General features: G+C 70.8%; 18 protein-coding genes. 9 read left to right on the top strand and 9 right to left on the bottom strand.

From position 1 onward, the window contains the following. Position 1: 1 nt before the first annotated feature. From FYX01_RS19755 to FYX01_RS19730, 6 genes are read right to left on the bottom strand one after another with little or no spacing between them, the layout of a single operon-like run. On the bottom strand, positions 2–1,300 hold the full coding sequence (locus FYX01_RS19755; RefSeq protein WP_150243553.1) for a cysteine desulfurase: 1,299 nt from the start codon (positions 1,298–1,300) through the stop codon (positions 2–4). 4 nt (positions 1,301–1,304) lie between these two features. Next, positions 1,305–2,066, bottom strand: coding sequence for a Fe-S cluster assembly ATPase SufC (gene sufC / locus FYX01_RS19750; protein WP_150243551.1), 762 nt, complete (start codon positions 2,064–2,066; stop codon positions 1,305–1,307). 8 nt (positions 2,067–2,074) lie between these two features. Beyond that, positions 2,075–2,410 (bottom strand): non-heme iron oxygenase ferredoxin subunit, encoded by a 336-nt coding sequence (locus FYX01_RS19745; RefSeq protein ID WP_150243549.1) that lies wholly within the window; start codon positions 2,408–2,410, stop codon positions 2,075–2,077. Continuing rightward, on the bottom strand, positions 2,403–3,563 hold the full coding sequence (sufD, locus tag FYX01_RS19740) for a Fe-S cluster assembly protein SufD (RefSeq protein WP_150243547.1): 1,161 nt from the start codon (positions 3,561–3,563) through the stop codon (positions 2,403–2,405). Before sufD ends, FYX01_RS19745 begins: the two co-directional genes overlap by 8 nt. 1 nt (position 3,564) lies before the next feature. Then, the gene (sufB, locus tag FYX01_RS19735; protein ID WP_150243545.1) at positions 3,565–4,977 is read right to left on the bottom strand and encodes a Fe-S cluster assembly protein SufB; all 1,413 of its coding nucleotides are present in this window, start codon (positions 4,975–4,977) and stop codon (positions 3,565–3,567) included. 19 nt (positions 4,978–4,996) lie between these two features. Continuing rightward, a complete protein-coding gene (locus FYX01_RS19730; protein WP_190394401.1) occupies positions 4,997–5,755 on the bottom strand; it encodes a helix-turn-helix transcriptional regulator in 759 nt (252 codons plus the stop codon). Positions 5,756–6,078: 323 nt separating this feature from the next. On the opposite strand from FYX01_RS19730, the gene FYX01_RS19725 reads away from it, so the two are divergent. The 3 genes from FYX01_RS19725 (at position 6,079) to FYX01_RS19715 (ending at position 8,774) form a co-directional block, all read left to right on the top strand. Next, positions 6,079–7,023, top strand: a complete 945-nt coding sequence (locus FYX01_RS19725) for an ABC transporter ATP-binding protein (RefSeq protein ID WP_150243541.1) — start codon at positions 6,079–6,081, stop codon at positions 7,021–7,023. After that, positions 7,020–7,853 carry an ABC transporter permease gene (locus FYX01_RS19720; RefSeq protein ID WP_150243539.1) on the top strand — a complete coding sequence of 278 codons (834 nt, stop codon included), beginning with the start codon at positions 7,020–7,022 and terminating at the stop codon, positions 7,851–7,853. The genes FYX01_RS19725 and FYX01_RS19720 overlap by 4 nt, the downstream gene beginning before the upstream one ends. 123 nt (positions 7,854–7,976) lie before the next feature. After that, positions 7,977–8,774 carry an inositol monophosphatase family protein gene (locus tag FYX01_RS19715; protein WP_150243536.1) on the top strand — a complete coding sequence of 266 codons (798 nt, stop codon included), beginning with the start codon at positions 7,977–7,979 and terminating at the stop codon, positions 8,772–8,774. 39 nt (positions 8,775–8,813) lie between these two features. On the opposite strand, the gene FYX01_RS19710 is transcribed toward FYX01_RS19715, so the two are convergent. Then, positions 8,814–9,509, bottom strand: a complete 696-nt coding sequence (locus FYX01_RS19710; protein WP_150243534.1) for an RICIN domain-containing protein — start codon at positions 9,507–9,509, stop codon at positions 8,814–8,816. Between the two features lie 131 nt (positions 9,510–9,640). Between FYX01_RS19710 and FYX01_RS19705 the strand changes: the two genes are divergently transcribed. From FYX01_RS19705 to FYX01_RS19690, 4 genes are all read left to right on the top strand, one after another. Then, positions 9,641–10,006, top strand: coding sequence for a hypothetical protein (locus FYX01_RS19705; RefSeq protein WP_150243532.1), 366 nt, complete (start codon positions 9,641–9,643; stop codon positions 10,004–10,006). 6 nt (positions 10,007–10,012) lie between these two features. Continuing rightward, on the top strand, positions 10,013–10,963 hold the full coding sequence (locus FYX01_RS19700; RefSeq protein WP_150243530.1) for an EamA family transporter: 951 nt from the start codon (positions 10,013–10,015) through the stop codon (positions 10,961–10,963). A gap of 236 nt (positions 10,964–11,199) precedes the next feature. Beyond that, positions 11,200–11,385: a hypothetical protein gene (locus FYX01_RS19695; RefSeq protein ID WP_150243528.1), complete on the top strand. Its 186-nt coding sequence runs from the start codon at positions 11,200–11,202 to the stop codon at positions 11,383–11,385. Between the two features lie 127 nt (positions 11,386–11,512). Then, the gene (locus FYX01_RS19690) at positions 11,513–12,634 is read left to right on the top strand and encodes a COX15/CtaA family protein (protein WP_150243526.1); all 1,122 of its coding nucleotides are present in this window, start codon (positions 11,513–11,515) and stop codon (positions 12,632–12,634) included. Here the strand turns inward: FYX01_RS19690 and FYX01_RS19685 are convergent. Continuing rightward, the gene (locus FYX01_RS19685; protein ID WP_150243524.1) at positions 12,561–13,856 is read right to left on the bottom strand and encodes a PrsW family intramembrane metalloprotease; all 1,296 of its coding nucleotides are present in this window, start codon (positions 13,854–13,856) and stop codon (positions 12,561–12,563) included. The genes FYX01_RS19690 and FYX01_RS19685 overlap by 74 nt on opposite strands. A gap of 160 nt (positions 13,857–14,016) precedes the next feature. Here FYX01_RS19685 and FYX01_RS19680 point away from each other — a divergent pair, with 160 nt between their 5' ends. Next, entirely contained in the window at positions 14,017–14,412 is a 396-nt protein-coding gene (locus FYX01_RS19680; protein WP_150243522.1) for a hypothetical protein, read from the top strand. A gap of 14 nt (positions 14,413–14,426) precedes the next feature. Here FYX01_RS19680 and FYX01_RS19675 read toward each other — a convergent pair whose 3' ends face one another. Beyond that, positions 14,427–15,395, bottom strand: a complete 969-nt coding sequence (locus FYX01_RS19675) for a heme o synthase (RefSeq protein WP_150243520.1) — start codon at positions 15,393–15,395, stop codon at positions 14,427–14,429. 709 nt (positions 15,396–16,104) lie between these two features. On the opposite strand from FYX01_RS19675, the gene tkt reads away from it, so the two are divergent. Next, on the top strand, positions 16,105–18,198 hold the full coding sequence (gene tkt, locus FYX01_RS19670; protein WP_150243518.1) for a transketolase: 2,094 nt from the start codon (positions 16,105–16,107) through the stop codon (positions 18,196–18,198). Positions 18,199–18,235 lie beyond the last annotated feature (37 nt).

Genomic DNA, 18,235 nt, shown 5'->3' with positions numbered 1-18,235 from the left:
TCTAGGGCCGGGTCCCGAAGAACTTCTGCGCGGCCCTGATGGCCTCCACGAGCGCGTCCACGTCCTCCAACGTGTTGTAGAGGTAGAAGGACGCACGCGTGGTTGCGACGATACCCAGCTTGCGGTGTAGCGGCCAGGCGCAGTGGTGGCCCACCCGGACCTCCACGCCCTGGTCGTCGAGCACCTGGCCCACGTCGTGCGGATGGATGTCGTCCACGACGAAGGAGACCGCGCCGCCGCGGTCCACCGCCTCGGTCGGACCGACGATCCGCACGCCGTCGAGCGCGCCGACGCGTTCGAGCGCGTACTCGGTGAGCGCGTGCTCGTGCTCGGCCACCCGGTCCATGCCCACCTCGGACAGGTAGTCACAGGCCGCGGCCAGGCCGACGGCCTGGGGTGCCATCGGCACCCCGGCCTCGAACCGCTGGGGCGGGTCGGCCCACGTGGAGTACTCCATGTGGACCACGCCGATCATGGAGCCGCCGGTGATGAACGGCGGGATGGCCTCCAGCAGTTCCCGGCGTCCCCACAGCACCCCGATGCCGTTGGGACCGAGCATCTTGTGCCCGGAGAAGACCAGGAAGTCCACGCCGAGCTCGGACACGTCGACCGGCATGTGCGGAACCGACTGGCAGGCGTCCAGCACCGTCAGCGCGCCGACCTCGCGGGCCCGCTCGACCAGGGGCCGAACCGGGTTCACGGTGCCCAGCACGTTGGACTGGTGGCTGAACGCCACCACCTTGGTGCGCTCGTTGACCAGGTTCCCGAGGTCGGAGAGGTCCAGACGGCCCTCCCCGGTCACCGGGAACCAGCGCAGCGTCGCACCGGTGCGCTGGCACAGCTGCTGCCAGGGCACCAGGTTGGCGTGGTGTTCCATCTCGGTCACCACGACCTCGTCGCCGGGTCCGACCTGGAAGCGGCGCAGCTCCTCGTCGGCCGTCGCGGAGTTGCTCAGCGCGTAGGTCACCAGGTTGACGCCCTCGGTGGCGTTCTTGGTGAACACCACCTCCCCGACGTCGGCCCCGATGAACCGGGCGATGGTCTCCCGTGCCGCCTCGTAGGCGTCGGTCGCCTCCTCCGCGAGCTGGTGCGCGCCACGGTGCACCGCGGCGTTGTGGTGTTCGTAGAACTCACGCTCGGCGTCGAGCACCTGACGGGGCTTCTGTGAGGTGGCGCCGGAGTCGAGGTACACCAGCGGCCGCCCGTCGCGGACGGTCCGGGAGAGGATCGCGAAGTCCTCCCGGATCGCCGCGACGTCAAGCGGGCCCGTCCCGGCCCGGCCGAACTCGCTTGTGGTCATGGGATTACGCGCCCGCCTTCACGAAACGCTCGTAGCCGTCGGCCTCCAGCACGTCGGCCAGCTCGGCGCCGCCGGACTCGGCGATGCGGCCGTTGGCGAAGACGTGCACGAAGTCGGGCTTCACGTAGTTGAGGATCCGGGTGTAGTGGGTGATGAGCATGACGCCCATCTCGCCGCCCTCCTTGGCGCGGTTGACGCCCTCGGAGACGATCTTGAGCGCGTCGACGTCCAGGCCGGAGTCGGTCTCGTCCAGGATGGCGACCTTGGGCTTGAGCAGCTCCAGCTGGAGGATCTCGTGGCGCTTCTTCTCACCGCCGGAGAAACCCTCGTTGACGCCACGGGCGGCGAAGGCCGAGTCGATGGCCAGGTTCTTCATCGCGCCCTGCAGCTCCTTGGAGAACTGACGGAGCTTGGGGGCCTCGCCGCGCACCGAGGTGACCGAGCTGCGCAGGAAGTTGGACATGGACACACCCGGAACCTCGACCGGGTACTGCATGGCCAGGAACACGCCGGCGCGGGCACGCTCGTCGACGCTCATCTCCAGGATGTTCTCGCCGTCGACCAGGACATCGCCCTCGGTGATCTCGTAGCGCGGGTGGCCGGCGATCGCGTAGGCGAGGGTGGACTTGCCCGAGCCGTTGGGACCCATGATGGCGTGGGTCTCACCGGAGTTGATGGTCAGGTCGACGCCCTTGAGGATCTCCTGCCGCTCGTCCTCACCGATGAGGACGTCGGCGCGCAGACCGCGGATTTCGAATTTCGTCATTTCAGGCCTCAGGAATTCTTCTCATCCAGCGACACGAGCACGTTGTCGCCTTCGATCTTCACGTCGTAGGTGGGGACCGCCTGTGTGGCGGGCGGGTTGATCGGCGCTCCCGAGCTCAGGTCGAAGCACGAGCCGTGCAGCCAGCACTCGATGGTGCCGTCCTCGACCTCTCCCTCGGACAGGCGGACCTCGGCGTGCGAGCACACGTCTCGCACGGCGTAGACCTCGCCCTCGCTGCGGACCAGGGCGATGGGCGTCTCGTCGTCGGTCTCGATTCCCAGAACCCCTTCTTCGGGGATCTCCTCGAGTTCGGCGACCTTCACCCAGCGACCGGACTCACTCATGCTCGGCCAGCTTTCGCTCGACCTTGGCCATGATGCCCTCGCGCAGCTCCCCGACCGGGATCCGACCGATGAGCTCCAGGAAGTAACCGCGGATGACCAGGCGGCGGGCCTCGTCCTCCGGGATGCCCCGGGAGCGCAGGTAGAACAGGTGGATGTCGTCGAGGCGGCCGCTCGCGGAGGCGTGCCCGGCGCCCTCCACCTCACCGGTGAAGATCTCCAGGTTGGGCACCGAGTCCACGCGGGTGTCGTCGGTGAGCTGGAGGTTGCGGTTGTGCTCGTAGGAGTCGGTACCGGTGGTGCCCTCGCCGATGATCACGTCACCGATCCACACACCGTGGGCGCCCTTGCCGCTCAGCGCACCCTTGTACTCCACCCGCGAGCGGGTGTTGGAGACGTTGTGGTCGATGAGCGAGCGGTGCTCGTGGTGCTGGCCGTCGCCGGTGAAGTACAGGCCGTGCAGCTCGGCGTTGGCGCCGCGCCCCTTGTAGGCCACCTTCGGGGAGAGCCGGACCAGGTCGCCGCCCAGGGTGATCACGATCGACTTGAACGTGGCGTCCTTGGCGACCTGGGCGTTGTGCTGGGAGACGTCGACGGCGTCGTTGTCCCAGTCCTGGAGGCTGATCAGGGTCAGGCGCGCGCCCTCGCCGACGTGGACGTCCACGCTGCCCGCGCGCACGCCCGTGCCGGTGTGGTTGAGGACGACGACCGCCTCGGCCAGCGGCTTGACCTCGACGACGAACTGGTCGTAACGGGTTCCGCCCCGGGCCTCGCGGTTGACGGTGACCGGCCGCTCCGGGACCGCGCCCTGCGCGACGGTGATGACCGTGGCCTGCTCGAAGGAGCTGTGGGCCTGGGCGGTCACACGGTCGGCGGGGAAGCCGGCGGTGCCGATACGGGCGTCGTCGCGGCCGACCGTCTCGACGGTGACACCCTCGGGGGCGTCGACGTCGACCTTGTCGGTGCCGCCCGCGACGGCCTTGCCGTCGTGCAGACCCCTGAGGCGGCGCAGCGGCGTGAAGCGCCACTCCTCCTCACGGCCGTTGGGCACGGGGAAGTCGTTCACGTCGAAGGACCCGTGGGTGGCCAACTTGGAGAACGGGATCTCCCCGAGGCCGTGGCTGTGGGCCTTGGGTTCGGTGCTCGGGCTGGTCAACTTAACCAACCGCTCCTTCCATCTGAAGTTCGATCAGCCGGTTCAGTTCCAGCGCGTACTCCATGGGCAGCTCACGCGCGATGGGCTCGACGAACCCGCGCACGATCATGGCCATGGCCTCGTCCTCGTCCATCCCCCGGCTCATCAGGTAGAAGAGCTGGTCCTCGCTGACCTTGGAGACGGTCGCCTCGTGCGCGAGCTCGGCGTCGTCCTCGCGCAGGTCGTTGTAGGGGTAGGTGTCCGAGCGGCTGATGGTGTCGATCAGCAGCGCGTCGCACTTGACGGAGGACTTGGAGTGGTCGGCCCCCTCCTGAACCTGCACCAGTCCCCGGTAGGAGGCGCGGCCCCCGCCGCGTGCCACCGACTTGGAGATGATGTTGGAGGAGGTGTTGGGCGCGCAGTGCACCATCTTGGAGCCGGTGTCCTGGTGCTGGCCCTCGCCCGCGAAGGCGATGGACAGGGTCTCGCCCTTGGCGTGCTCGCCCATCAGGTACACGGCCGGGTACTTCATGGTGACCTGGGAGCCGATGTTGCCGTCGATCCACTCCATGGTCGCGCCCTCTTCGGCGACGGCGCGCTTGGTGACCAGGTTGAAGACGTTGTTCGACCAGTTCTGGATGGTCGTGTAACGGCAGCGGGCGTTCTTCTTGACGATGATCTCGACGACCGCGGAGTGCAGCGAGTCCGACTTGTAGATCGGCGCGGTGCAGCCCTCGACGTAGTGGACGTAGGCGCCCTCGTCGACGATGATCAGGGTCCGCTCGAACTGGCCCATGTTCTCGGTGTTGATCCGGAAGTAGGCCTGGAGCGGGATCTCCACGTGCACGTTCTTGGGCACGTAGATGAAGGACCCGCCGCTCCACACGGAGGTGTTGAGCGCGGCGAACTTGTTGTCGCCGGGCGGGATCACCGAGCCGAAGTACTCCTCGAAGACCTCCGGGTGCTCCTTGAGAGCGGTGTCGGTGTCCATGAAGATGACGCCCTGCTCCTCCAGGTCCTCGCGGATCTGGTGGTACACGACCTCGGACTCGTACTGCGCGGCGACACCGGAGACCAGGCGCTGCTTCTCCGCCTCGGGGATGCCGAGCTTGTCATAGGTGTTCTTGATGTCCTCGGGCAGTTCCTCCCAGGAGGTGGCCTGCTTCTCCGTGGACCGCACGAAGTACTTGATGTTGTCGAAGTCGATCTTGGACAGGTCCGCGCCCCAGTCGGGCATGGGCTTCTTACCGAAGAGCTTCAGGGACTTGAGACGGAGCTTGGTCATCCACTCCGGCTCGTCCTTCTTGGCGGAGATGTCGCGGACGACCTCTTCGTTGATGCCACGACGGGCCGTGGAACCGGCCACGTCGGAGTCGGACCAGCCGTACTCGTATGTTCCGATCCCCTCAAGCTCGGGATGCGCGATAGAAGTCATGCGCGGACTCCTCCTGGACTCAGACGTCCTGCTGGTGAACTGAACCGTCCGCCGCCTGGCGGACGGCCTTGGACGCGGGGGTGCCGTCCTCCCCGCTCGCCACGTCACCCCGCGGGGTGACGTGCGTGGTGCACACACCGTCGCCGTGGGCGATGGTGGCCAATCTGCGCACCGGGGTGCCCAGAAGTCGCGCGAAGGCCTCGATCTCGGCCTCACAGAGTTGCGGGAACTCGGCGGCCACGTGCGCGACGGGGCAGTGGTGCTGGCACAGTTGGTCGCCGCCCCCGGGTGCGGGCGCCTGGCCCGCGGTGGCGGCGTAGCCGTCGTTGGAGAGGGCCTCGGCCAGCAGCCGGACGCGTTGTTCCGCGGGAACCGCGTCCAGCACGGGCTTGTAGCGCCGCTCCAGGTCGGCGACCTGGCTGCGGGCGAACTCACCGACGGCCCCGGGCCCTGACGTCTCGGCCAGGAAGCGGAGCGCGCTGGTGGCGAGGTCGTCGTAGGCGTGGACGAAGGCGTCGCGTCCGGCCTCGGTGATGGCGAAGACGCGCGCCGGACGGCCCCTGCGGCGGCGTTCGCCGTGGGGCCGGGCGTCGCGGGCCTCGACCATGCCCTCGCTGGTCAGGTTGTCAAGGTGGCGGCGGATGGCCGCCGGAGTGAGCCCGAGTCGCTTTCCGAGCGAGGAGGCGGTGATCGGACCCTTCTCCAGGATGAGCCGGGCGACCCGGGCGCGGGTGCCGGTCTCGGCACCGCGTTCAGGTCCGGCCAGGGGGCGGGGCATACCTTCGGACACGGGCGCTCCCCTCCCTCCTCGAAAACACGGCTCATCTTTTGACAACATCAGTGTGGCCTAAATAAGTCCACCTAGGCAAACCCCGCCTCATGCCTTTTGTCACGAAGGTCAGCCTTGCCTAACAGCGAATTCACTCACGCGACGCACTCGGGGCGTAACCCCGAACCGGGGCCGAATCATTCCGACTGACCGCATGCTGGTACGGCCGTCCCGGAATGCGGACCTCCCGCGCTCCTCGCTCCCCCCGGCCCGACGGCGCCCGGTCCGGGGTGGTGAGCCGCTCCGCCGGGCCGCACGTAGACTCAGGCCCCATGGACACAGCCGCGGTCGAGGTCGTCGATCTGGTGAAGCGCTACGGCGCCACCACCGCAGTCACCGGCCTCACCTTCAGCGCGCGCCGGGGCGCGGTGACGGCACTGCTCGGGCCCAACGGCGCGGGCAAGACCAGCACCATCGAGGTCTGCGAGGGCTTTCGCCGCGCCGACGGCGGGCGGGTGCGGGTACTGGGTCTGGACCCCGTCGCCGACGCCGCCGCCCTCAAGCCCCGCGTGGGGGTGATGCCCCAGTCCGGCGGGGTGCCCACCGGCGCCCGTGCCGCCGAGTGGCTGAGGCTGCTGGCCTCCTTCCACGCGCGGCCGATCGAGCCCCGCCTGCTGCTGGAGCGGCTCGGCCTGACCTCCGTGGCCACCACGCCGTTCCGCCGCCTGTCCGGCGGCCAGCAACAGCGCCTGTCGCTGGCCTGCGCCGTGGTCGGGCGCCCCGAACTGGTCTTCCTGGACGAGCCGACCGCGGGGCTGGACCCGCAGGCGCGCATGGCCACCTGGGACCTGGTGACGGCCCTGCGCGGAGCGGGTGTGGCCGTGATCCTGACCACGCACCACATGGAGGAGGCCGAGCGGTTGGCCGACCACGTGGTCGTCATCGACCGCGGCGCCGTCGCCGCCGAGGGCACCCCGGCCGAGCTGACCGGGGGCCGCCGCGAGGTGTGCTTCTCCACGGACGCGGCCGTGGACACCGGGCGGCTGGAGGCCGTCCTGCCCGCGGGCAGCCGGGTCGGCTCGCAGGGCGCCGCCGACGGCCGCCGCGAGTACACGATCACCACCGACGACCCCGACGCGCTCGACCCGGAGTTCCTGGCGGCGGTCACCGCCTGGTGCGCCTCGACCGGAGTGCTGGCCGAGGATCTGCGCATGCGGCGACGTACCCTCGAAGACGTCTTCCTCCAACTCACCGGTCGGGAACTGCGCGAACAATGACCGAGCACACCTCCACCGCATCCGCCCGGGCGACCGCGCCCGCCGCCGGAGGCGACGACGTCTCACTGTTCACTCCCGCGCCCGGGGCCGCCCCGATGTGGCGGATGGTCGCCTCGCAGGCCGGTATGGAGCTGCGGGTGATGCTGCGCCACGGCGAGCAGTTCCTGCTGACCATGGTGATCCCGGTGCTGCTGCTGGTGGGGTTCAGCCTCACCTCGGTGCTGGACGTGGGCGAGGGGCCCCGTGTGGACGCGCTCACGCCCGGCGTGCTGGCGCTGGCGGTGATGTCCACGTCGTTCACGGGCCTGGCCATCGGCACCGGTTTCGAGCGCCGCTACGGGGTCCTCAAGCGGCTGGGGGCGACCCCGCTGTCCCGGTTCGGGCTGCTGGCCGCCAAGACCCTTGCCGTACTGGGCGTACAGACGATTCAGGTGGTGGTGCTGTGCGCGGTGGCGCTGGCGCTGGGCTGGTCTCCCTCGCTGGCTCCGGGGAGCGTGCTGGCGGCGGCCGTGCTGGTGCTGCTGGCGACCGCCGCGTTCAGCTCGCTGGCCCTGCTGATGGCGGGCACGCTGCGGGCCGAGGCGACCCTGGCCGGAGCCAACCTGGTGTACGTGCTGATGCTGGGCCTGGGCGGGGTGCTGTTCCCGACCAGCAGCTTCCCCGGCCCGTTGGAGCAGGCTGCGTCGGTCCTGCCCATCACCGCGCTCAGTTCGGGGCTGCGGGCGGCCCTGGCCGAGGGCTCCCTTCCGGGGCTGGGCGCCTTCGCGGTACTGGCCGTGTGGGCCCTCGTCTGCGGCCTCCTGGCCAGTCGCTTCTTCCGCTGGGACTGACCACCGCCAGCGGGGCGTGCGCCCAGGGGCGGGGAGGGCTGGGTCCTCCGGCGGCCACCCGGGCCGCGGGGGGCGGGTGCCCCGCCCGACTCCGTTCGGCGGGCCGGGTTCTAGCATCGGACCATGTTCGACGTCGACGCGGTGACCGCCATCCTCCACGAAGCGGTGGAGGAGGTGGTCCTCCCCCGCTTCCGGGCCCTGTCCGAGGGCCAGGTCGTGGAGAAGTCGCCCGGGGAGATCGTCACCGTGGCCGACCGCGAGGCCGAGGAACTCATCAGCGGCCGGCTCCGCGCGATCGTCGACGCGCCGGTGGTGGGCGAGGAGGCCGCCTCGGCCGATCCCGCACTGCTGCGCGCACTGCGCGAGGAGCCCACGGTCTGGCTGGTCGACCCGCTGGACGGTACGAGGAACTTCGTGAACGGCCGCCCCGAGTACGCGGTGATGGCGGCCCTGGTGCGCGGGGGCGAGACCGTCGCCGCGTGGATCGTGCAGCCCTGCGCACGGCGTGTCTACGTCGCGGAACGGGGCTCGGGCACCTGGCGGGACGGGGTGCGCGTGCGGCGGGCGCCGGCCCCCGCCTCCCCCTCCGGCATGCGCGGTGCTGTGCTGACCCGTTTCCTCGGCCCCGCCGCGCGACGGCGTGTGGAGGAGGTGGCACCCGGGTTCGCCGAGATCGGACCGGGAACGCACTGCGCCGGGGTGGACTACCCCCTCCTTTTCGAGGGTGAGCTGGACTTCGTGCTGTTCCACCGGACCCTGCCTTGGGACCATGCCCCCGGCGCGCTGATGCTGACCGAGGCGGGCGGTGTGTCCCTGCGTCCGGACGGAAGCGCGTACCGGCCCGGAGACGACGCCGTCGGGCTGCTCGACGCCGCCGACGAGAGGTGTTGGAAGACCGTGCGCTCCCTGCTGCTCGGCTGACCCCGGGGACGCCCGCGGCGGGGTGTGCGTGGGACGGGCTCAGCCCAGGGGTAGCAGCCGCCACTGCTGGTGGGCGTGCCCGCCGTCGGGCGCCTGGGTGATCCGGGTGCCGTTGTCCGGGGCCCCGCCCTGTCCTTCCAGGGCCTGGCCGGTGGCGCGGTTGACCAGGCGGACCACGTTCGGGCCGACCTCGATCACGGCCCAGTGCTGGTTGGGCGACCCGGTACGGGTGAGCAGGGCCGATCCCGGCTGGGCCGCGGGGTCGGAGGGGATCTCCAGGAGCTTGCCGCTGCCGATGCCCTCGATCTCGTAGAAGCCCTCCTCCACGGGGACGAACCGCCACTGCTGGTTGGTGTCGTCATGGCGGTCCCAGAGGTGGACGGGGGCGCCGTTGGCGGTGGACTTGTCGACGACGTCCATGACCCGGTCGCCGTGCACGTTCTGCAGGACGTAGACGAGTTCGGGGTCCAGCCCCGCCGGATGGACGACCGCCTCCTCCGTCTCCTCCTCGGCCAGCGCCTCGGTCTCCTCGGGAGCACCGGGGGGCTGGGCGAGGAGGCCTGCTTCCACACGCACGTCCGGCTCCTCGGCCTCCTCGCCGTCGGCCGCGAGCAGGCCCCCGGTGTAGCCACCGATGACGGCGACCAGGAGCAGTGCCAGGGCTCCGGCGACGAGGGGCCAGCGGGGTACGTACCGTTCGTGGGCGCGGGGGGCGCGTGCACGGCGTCGGGACATGTGAGGGACTCCAGCGGGCTACCGGGTGAGGGGCGTGGAACGTCCACGGCCACGGACCATTTCACACCACTTGGCCTGTTTTGTGCATGCTCACCCTCTGTTGCTCGCGGTGGGCTCGGTAGTGTCCGAGCATGGAAGCGATCGGCGTCCCCTGGTTCATGGCGGTCCGACACCTCGGGCCCCCGCTGCTCCTGCTCGCGGTGGGCGGCGCGCTGCTGGTGCGGCGGCGCCCGGCGCGTCCCGGACTGGTGTGGGCCGCGTTGGTGACGAACCTGGGCGCCGCGGCGCTGCCGTACCTGTGGATCGGACTGCAACTCCTCACCGACCAGGCGGAACGGACGGTGTACGGGCTGGTCATGACGCTGGTGCAGCCCGGGGTGGCGACGGTCGCCTGGCTGCTGCTGCTGGCGGCGGTCGTCGCCCGTGGCCCGTCCGGAGGTGGCCGGGACGTACCGGTCGGCAGGAAGACGGAGGGGCTGCCCGAAAACATAGGATGATTTGCCATGAGCACCCCGGACCGCCCCAAGGCACCCCTCTCCCCGTGGCGCGCGGCGGAGGCGGTACCCCCGGTCTGGCTGGTGCTGGTCGGCATCGTCTCGGTGCAGACCGGCGCGGGGGTGGCCAAGAACCTGTTCGACGCGCTTCCCCCGGCGGCGGTCGTGTGGTTGCGGCTGCTGACCTCCGCGGTGCTCCTGGTCCTGGTGGCCCGGCCTGTGCTCCGCGCGCGTTCCCGCGCCGACTGGCTGGTGGTGGTCGGCTACGGCACCGCGCTGGCGATGATGAACTTCCTCATCTACCAGGCGTTCGCGAGGATCCCGCTGGGGATCGCCGTCACCATCGAGTATCTGGGGCCGCTGGCCATCGCGATCCTGGGCTCGCGGCGCCGGATCGACCTGCTGTGGGCGGGCATGGCCGGGCTGGGCGTGGTCGCGCTGGGAGCGGAGTCGGGGTCGATGGACCCGCTCGGCATCGCGTTCGCGGTGCTGGCGGCGGCCGCGTGGGCGGGGTACATCCTGCTCAGCGCGGCGACGGGCCAGCGGTTCAGCGGTGCGTCCGGGCTGGCGATCGCCAGCGTGGTCGGCGCGGTGGTCATGGCCCCGATGGGCGTCATCGAGGGCGGCGCGGCCCTGCTGGACTGGCGCCTGCTGCTCTTCGGCCTGGTGGTCGGCGTACTGTCCTCGGTGGTGCCGTACACGCTGGAGTTGAACGCCCTGCGCCGCATGCCGCCGCGGGTGTTCGGCGTGCTGATGAGCCTGCAGCCCGCCGCGGCGGCGCTCGTGGGACTGGTACTGCTCGATGAACTGCTGACCGTGTGGCAGTGGTTCGCGGTGGCGTGCGTGATCGCCGCCAGCGCGGGCTCCACCCGCGCCTCGGCCGGGCACGGCGACCACGGACGTGAGTCCGGCGAGCCCTCCGCGCGGTCCTCTCGCGAGGACCACCCCCGCGACCGCTGAGGCGGGAACCGGCGTCGACGCCTCCGTCCCGGCGCACCCGACGACGTACCGGGCGGGCGGCGACCCCACGACACGCGGAACGGACCGCGGTGACACCGCGGGTGACTTGGGGTGCTCCGTCCGAAAGGCAGGGAGAGAACCCAGATCTGCACTCTGTGTTTCCGAACGCGCACAAATGGTTATCTGTCCTGGTGGGTCGGCCAAACGGTTCGACCACCGCATTCGAAGGGGGAGCCATGCGCACCACCGCCAAACTGATGATGACCGCTCTGTTCACCGCCGGCCTGCTCGGTATGGGTGTCGGCACCGCTTCCGCCGGGAGCGACGCGTACGAGGCATGCGTGTCCCAGCAGAACGACCTGGGCCTGATCATCCTGGACCTGAACCTGCTCAACCAGTGCATCTCGGACCACAGCGGCTAGGCGGCCCAGGGGGCGCCCACCCGTGGGCGCCCCCTTCCGCCTGCCGCGGGACGGCCGCGTCGACGCAGGTGGAGGCTGCGCCGGGGCTGGGTAACAGCCCCCGAAGCGATGTACTACAGTCTGTCGTATGTCTGTTTCCCCGGCCTCCGCGGTGCTGGCCGCGAACACGGTCCCCCCACTCGCGGCGGAGGACATCGCCCTTCTCGGAGCCCCCCTGTGGGCCTGGCAGATCGCCGTCGTGGCCGCCGGAGTACTCGCACTGGTGCTTCTGGCGCGCACCATCTGGCACCCCACCCGGAGGTCGCTGAGCGCCTGGACGTTCGGCAACATCGTCGTCAACGCCGGAATCGCCGTCACCGGCGCCACCGTGCGTGTCACCTCCTCCGGCCTGGGCTGCTCGGAGTGGCCCAGGTGCACTCCTGAGAGCTTCGTGCCCGTCGACACCGGGCACGCCGCCTTCAACGCCGCCATCGAGTTCGGCAACCGGACGCTCACCTTCGTCGTGCTGGCGGTCGCCGTCATCACGTTCGTCGCCGTCATGCGGATGAGCCCGCGCCGCCGCGACCTGGTCCGGATGGCCGCCGTCGTGCCCTTCGGGGTCCTGGGGCAGGGCGTGGTCGGCGGCATCACCGTGTGGAGCGACCTGCACCCCGCCTCGGTGGCCGCGCATTTCCTGCTGTCCATGGTGGTGGTCTTCGTCACGGTCGCCCTGTACGTGCGCTGCCGGGAGCCCGAGGGCAGGCCGCGCGTGTCCGTCGGCCCGATGCTGCACGCGATCAGCGTCGGCCTGGTCGTGGTCGGCTTCATGCTGCTGGCCGCCGGGACCGTGGTGACCGGTACCGGTCCGCACGGCGGCGACGCGGCCGCCCCCCGCTGGACCTTCGACCTGCCCGCGGTCACACGTCTGCACTCCGCGCTGGCCTGGCTCACCCTGGCGGGCGCCCTGCTGGCCGCGGTGATCGCCTTCCGCACAGGCGCCCGCCGGCCGGTCCGGACGAGCAGCGCGCTCCTCCTGGCCGCGGTGGTCCTCCAGGGCGTGCTCGGCTACACCCAGTACGCGCTGGGCCTGCCCGCGACCCTGGTGGTCCTGCACGTCCTCGGCTCGACCCTGACCTGGGTCGCGATCTGCCGCCTGTACTTCTCCACCACGCGCCTGACGCCCCCGGGCCGGGAGGTCAGCGAGGACCCCGCTGACCCTGCTGTCCGTGACGCGGAGCGTAGTCCTGCTGAGCCCGCGCCTGGGCGATGACGTGCGCGAAGTCGGCCCGGCGCAGGAAACCCGAGTCGGTGGGGCTCTCCGCCCAGCCCGGGTTGACCGGCTGGGGCAGACGTCCCAGGAAGGTGTCCCGGGCCACGTGCATCAGGGCCAGGAAGGAGTCCCGGCGCGTCTTCCAGTCCCCGCGGGGCCGTCCCGCCTCCAGCTTCTGGTGCAGCAGCGCCAGCTCGGTCGCGGCGAGCTGGTACTCCCTCATCGCCTCGCGTCCCCTGCGCCCGGCGTTGCGCGCCGCCCAGTCGCGGGCCTGACGGCGTCCCTGCAGCGAGCTGAGCATGGCGATGTCGGCCGGGGTGACCAGTCCGGTGGGGACGTAGGGCGGCAGGTGGCGGGCGATCGCGCCGATCTGGCGGTGGCGGTCGCGGGTGGCCAGCGCCAGGATGCCCACGAGCGCGGCGAACAACACCATGTAGGCGACGGCCAGGCCGTACCAGCCGAAGTAGGTGGACCCGTTCCACATTCCGTGCAGGAGCACCGCCGTCGCCCACCCGGCGACGGGGGCCACGAGGCGCAGGGGACCGGTGCGCATGGCGGCGTAGGCCACGCCGATGCCCACCATCGCGGTGTAGACGGGGTGCCCGAACGGGGCGACCAGCCCGCGGATGGCGAAGGTGGCCACCAGGGTGCCGTCGAAGAACGCGCTGAGGAAGTACAGGATGTTCTCGGTGAAGGCGAAGCCGGTGGCGACCATCCCGGCGTAGATGACCCCGTCGGTGAAGGTGTCGAGCTCGTAGCGGCGGCGCCAGAGCAGGATGAGCAGCACCATGCCCTTGGCGCTCTCCTCCACCAGGGGGGCCACCACCGACGTGCCCAGGAAGTCGCCCAGGTCCTGGCCGAACAGCGGCACGGTGACGTGGGCCAGGCCCCAGCTGTTGAGCAGCAGGGAGACCACCACGGCCACGCCCGCGCCCCAGGCGAAGGCGAAGAACAGCACCCATCCGGGCTCGGGTTCGATCCGGTCGAGCATGAGGATGAGCGGCACGAGGATGCACACCGGGATGACCGCGGTGACCAGGCTGACGGCGAAGCCGAGACCGCCGTCGATCCCGGCGGCCGCTCCCCCGGCCAGGGCCAGCAGCCACAGGTAGACCAGCATTCCGATCATGCAGAGCACGCTGACGGTGGTGCCCAGGATGAGGGTCAGCGAGTAACGGGAGCGGCGGCCCTGCAGGATGGCCTTGCTGTCGAGACGGGGCATGGGCACCGATCGTAGCGGGAGGTGGGGCGGCCTCGGATCCCGCCCCCGCGTGACCGTCCCGGAACCCGCACGTCCGGCTCCGGCGGTGCGGCGGAGACCGGAATGGGGCAGGATCTTATCCGGACGAGACCGCCGATCCTCGAACGAAGGGGCCGCACGCATGGACCGGTCGACCACGAACCCCGCCACGGGCCCGCTGTGGCTCCTGCGCGTGGCCGTACTCCTGCACCTGGCCGCGATCCTGTGGGAGGGCGCGACCGCCGGGCAGTTGGTGACGTTCAACGCGGACGCGCTGCCCCTGCACTACTACGGCGCCTTCGGGGTGCACACACTGGCCGGGCTGCAGGCACTGGCCGCGGCGCTGTACTGGCAGGGGTCCGGACGCGGCGCCGGGCTTCCCCGGACGGTCCTGCTGGTCAGCCTGCTGGCGTTCGCGCTGGGCTTCGCGCAGGCCGCGCTGGGCACCTACGGGCCGCTCCAGGCACACGTTCCCCTGGCGCTGGTCCTGACGGGGGTCGCGGTGTGGACGGCCGTGCTCGCCTGGCGCGGACGCTGAGGCTCCGGGACCGGTCAGGCCAGCATGTTCGCGATCAGCGGGTCGACGGTGACCGCGACGAACAGCAGCGCCAGGTAGGCGTTGGACAGGTGGAAGAAGCCCATCGTCTTGAGCCGGGCCCCGGTCACACCGGCGCGGGAGCGGTTGAGCAGGCGGTGCGCCTGGAAGACCAGCAGCGCGCCCAGGGCGACGGCGACGGCCCCGTAGAACCAGGTGGTGCCCGCCACCGGCCAGAAGGCGACCGACACGATCGCGGTGGCCCAGCTGTAGAGCAGGCACTCCAGCAGCACCCGGCGGTCGCTGGCGACCACGGGCAGCATCGGGACCCTGGCCTGCGCGTAGTCCTCCTTGTAGCGCATGGCCAGCGTCCAGGTGTGCGGCGGCGTCCAGAAGAACACCACCAGGAACAGCACGAACGGCGCCCAGTCCAGGCTGTTGGTCACGGCCGCCCAGCCGATGAGCACCGGCATGCACCCGGCGATACCGCCCCACACCACGTTCTGGGCGGTGCGCCGCTTGAGCAGCATCGTGTAGACGAAGATGTAGAACAGGATCGCGAAGGCCGACAGCACGGCCGAGAGCGGGTTCACCAGCAGGGCGAACCCGGCGGTGGAGCCCACCGCCAGCACCAGGCCGTAGGCGAGCGCGCCGCGCGGGGTCACCAGCTCCATCGCGCCGGGGCGCTGGCGGGTACGGCGCATCTCACGGTCGATGTCGCGGTCGATGTAGCAGTTCATCGCGTTCGCGCTGGCCGCCGACATGGTGCCGAAGAGCAGGGTGGCCACCGCGGTCCACAGCGGCGGCACTCCCCCGGCGGCGACGAACATCACCGGGATGGTGGTGATGAGCAGCAGTTCGATGACACGGGGCTTGGAGAGCGCGACGTAGGCGCGGACGTAGGCGCCCAGGGAGGCGGCCCCGCGGGGAGGCTGGGGCCCGGTACCGTCCGGGTTCGTTCGCGGAGCGCGGTTGGTCAGGGCCATCAGTACCGCGTCCTCGCGGCCGGACGGCTCGCTCGCGTCCCCACGGGGGGCACCGGCTCGGTTTCAGACACGCGGATACCTCGACAACTCTAGGGATTTCGACACTGCTCGCCACGCGGGGTAGAGCGGACCGACAAAGCGTCAGGATCGGCCGAAACCCCGTCAACGACATACTGTAGTACTTCCTCGCGGGGACCGGGGACCAGCCCCCTCGACGGGAGAACTCCCTGATCCCCGGGGGTCGGGCGCCGGCGGAGGGTCACCGGGTGTACAGCAGGGTCGCACACGCCCCGACACGCTTCCAGCCTGCCACGCACCGCCCGGGGGTGGCCACGGACCCCCGGTTTTCACCCGCAGTGACCGAATCAACACTCTCCGAACCGGAGGTGGCGGACATCCCTTTCCTACCTGCCGGTAATGAGAGGTGTCGGGCAAAGACATCCCCCGGGTCGGACGATAGGCTCGATATTGGCCGAACCCGCCGTGGTTCTCAGGCCGCGACGGCCGTCGTTCGGGGGACGACAAGGGGGACACGTCCGCGCCCTGTACACCATGCGCGGACCTTCTCTCCCCTGTTCCCCACGGCCCCGCCTCGCGGGCGGGCCGCTCCGGTGTGCCCGGCGGCGGTTCGACAACCAACGCAACCGACACACCCCCGCGCTCCGGCCACCGGACGCGAGGGGTGGCCCGAGAAGGAGAACGAAAGTCCGTGAACGCCCACACCCCGCAAACCCTGGAGTGGTCGGACCTCGACCTCCGCACCGTCGACACGGTCCGGGCGCTGGCGATGGACGCGGTCGAGAAGACGGGTAGCGGACATCCCGGCACCGCTATGAGCCTGGCTCCCGCCGCCTACATGCTCTTCCAGAAGATCATGCGGCACGACCCCTCGGACCCCGAGTGGACGGGCCGGGACCGCTTCGTCCTGTCGATCGGCCACTCCAGCCTCACCCTGTACATCCAGCTCTACCTCGCCGGATACGGGCTGGAACTGGAGGACCTCAAGAACCTGCGCCAGTGGGAGAGCCGCACTCCCGGCCACCCCGAGTTCAGCCACACCCCCGGCGTGGAGACCACCACCGGCCCGCTCGGACAGGGCCTCGGCAACGCGGTCGGCATGGCCATGGCCGCCCGCCGCGAGCGCGGCCTGTTCAACCCGGACGCCGGTCCGGGCGCCAGTCCCTTCGACCACCACATCTACGCGTTCTGCTCCGACGGCGACGTCCAGGAGGGCGTGAGCCACGAGGCCAGCGCCCTGGCGGGGACCCAGAAGCTGGGCAACCTCATCATGATCTGGGACGACAACCGGATCTCCATCGAGGACGACACCCGCATCGCCCACTCCGAGGACGTGGCCGAGCGCTACCGCGCCTACGGCTGGCACGTCGAGGAGGTCGACTGGACCGCCGGGGGCGAGTACGTCGAGGACGTCGACGCCCTGTACCAGGCGATCCTGCGCGGCAAGGCCGAGACCGGGCGCCCGACCTTCATCCGCCTGAGCACCATCATCGGCTGGCCCGCGCCCAACAAGCAGAACAGCGGCGCCATCCACGGCGCGGCCATCGGCGAGGCGGAGGTCTCCGCCACCAAGCGAATCCTGGGTCTGCCCGACGAGCCCTTCGCGGTCGAGGACGAGGTCATCGAGCACGCCCGCCGCGTCGTGGACCGGGGCCGTGAAGCGCACGCCGCCTGGGAGGTCGAGTTCAAGGCCTGGCACGAGAGCGCCGGGGAGCGCGCAGAGCTGTTCGACCGCCTGGTCGAGGGCAGGCTTCCCGAGGGCTGGGAGAAGGCGGTGCCCACCTTCGAGCCCGACGAGAAGGGCATCGCCACCCGCAAGGCCAGCGGCGAGTTCCTCTCGGCCGTCGCGCCGCTGCTGCCCGAACTGTGGGGCGGATCGGCCGACCTGGCCGGGTCCAACAACACCACGCCCAAGGGCGAGCCCTCCTTCCTGCCCTTCGACCGCGCCAGTGAGATGTTCCCGGGCAGCCCCTACGGGCGCGTGCTGCACTTCGGCGTGCGCGAGCACGGCATGGGCACGATCCTCAACGGCATCGCCCTGCACGGACCCACCCGCCCCTACGGCGGCACGTTCCTGGTCTTCAGCGACTACATGCGCCCCGCCGTCCGGCTGGCCGCGATCATGCAGTTGCCGGTCACCTACGTGTGGACGCACGACTCCATCGGCCTGGGCGAGGACGGCCCCACCCACCAGCCGGTCGAGCACCTGTGGGCGCTGCGCGCCATCTACGGCCTGGACGTGATCCGGCCGGCCGACGCCAACGAGACCGCCGTGGTGTGGCGGTCGGTCATCGAGAGGGGCGACCGCCCGTCCGCGCTGGCGCTGACCCGGCAGAACGTGCCCACCCTGGACCGCGAGGAGTACGCCTCGGCCGAGGGCGCGGTCAAGGGCGGCTACGTGCTGGCCGAGGCCGACGGGGACGCCCCCGAGGTGATCATCATGGCCACCGGCAGCGAGGTGCAGATCGCCCTGGAGGCCCGCAAGGCCCTGCAGGAGGCCGGTACGCCCACCCGTGTGGTGTCCATGACGTGCGTGGAGTGGTTCGAGCGCCAGAGCGAGGAGTACCGCGAGCAGGTACTGCCGTCCTCGGTGCGCGCCCGCGTGTCGGTGGAGGCCGGGATCGCCATGGGTTGGCGCGAGTACGTCGGTGACGCCGGCGAGTCGGTCAGCCTGGAGCACTACGGGGCCTCCGCCTCGTACCAGGTCCTGTACGAGAAGTTCGGATTCACCTCCGAGGCCGTCGTCGAGGCCGCCCGCAGGAGCCTCGCCAAGACCGGAAGCTGAGCCCGGCGGGCCCCGCCGGACACCCCGGCGGGGCCCG

The organism is Nocardiopsis quinghaiensis (genome assembly GCF_008638365.1).
In the GTDB taxonomy this organism is placed as follows: domain Bacteria; phylum Actinomycetota; class Actinomycetes; order Streptosporangiales; family Streptosporangiaceae; genus Nocardiopsis; species Nocardiopsis quinghaiensis.
The sequence above is the reverse complement of the archived record's forward strand: the minus strand, read 5'-3'. Positions and strand labels throughout refer to the sequence as shown.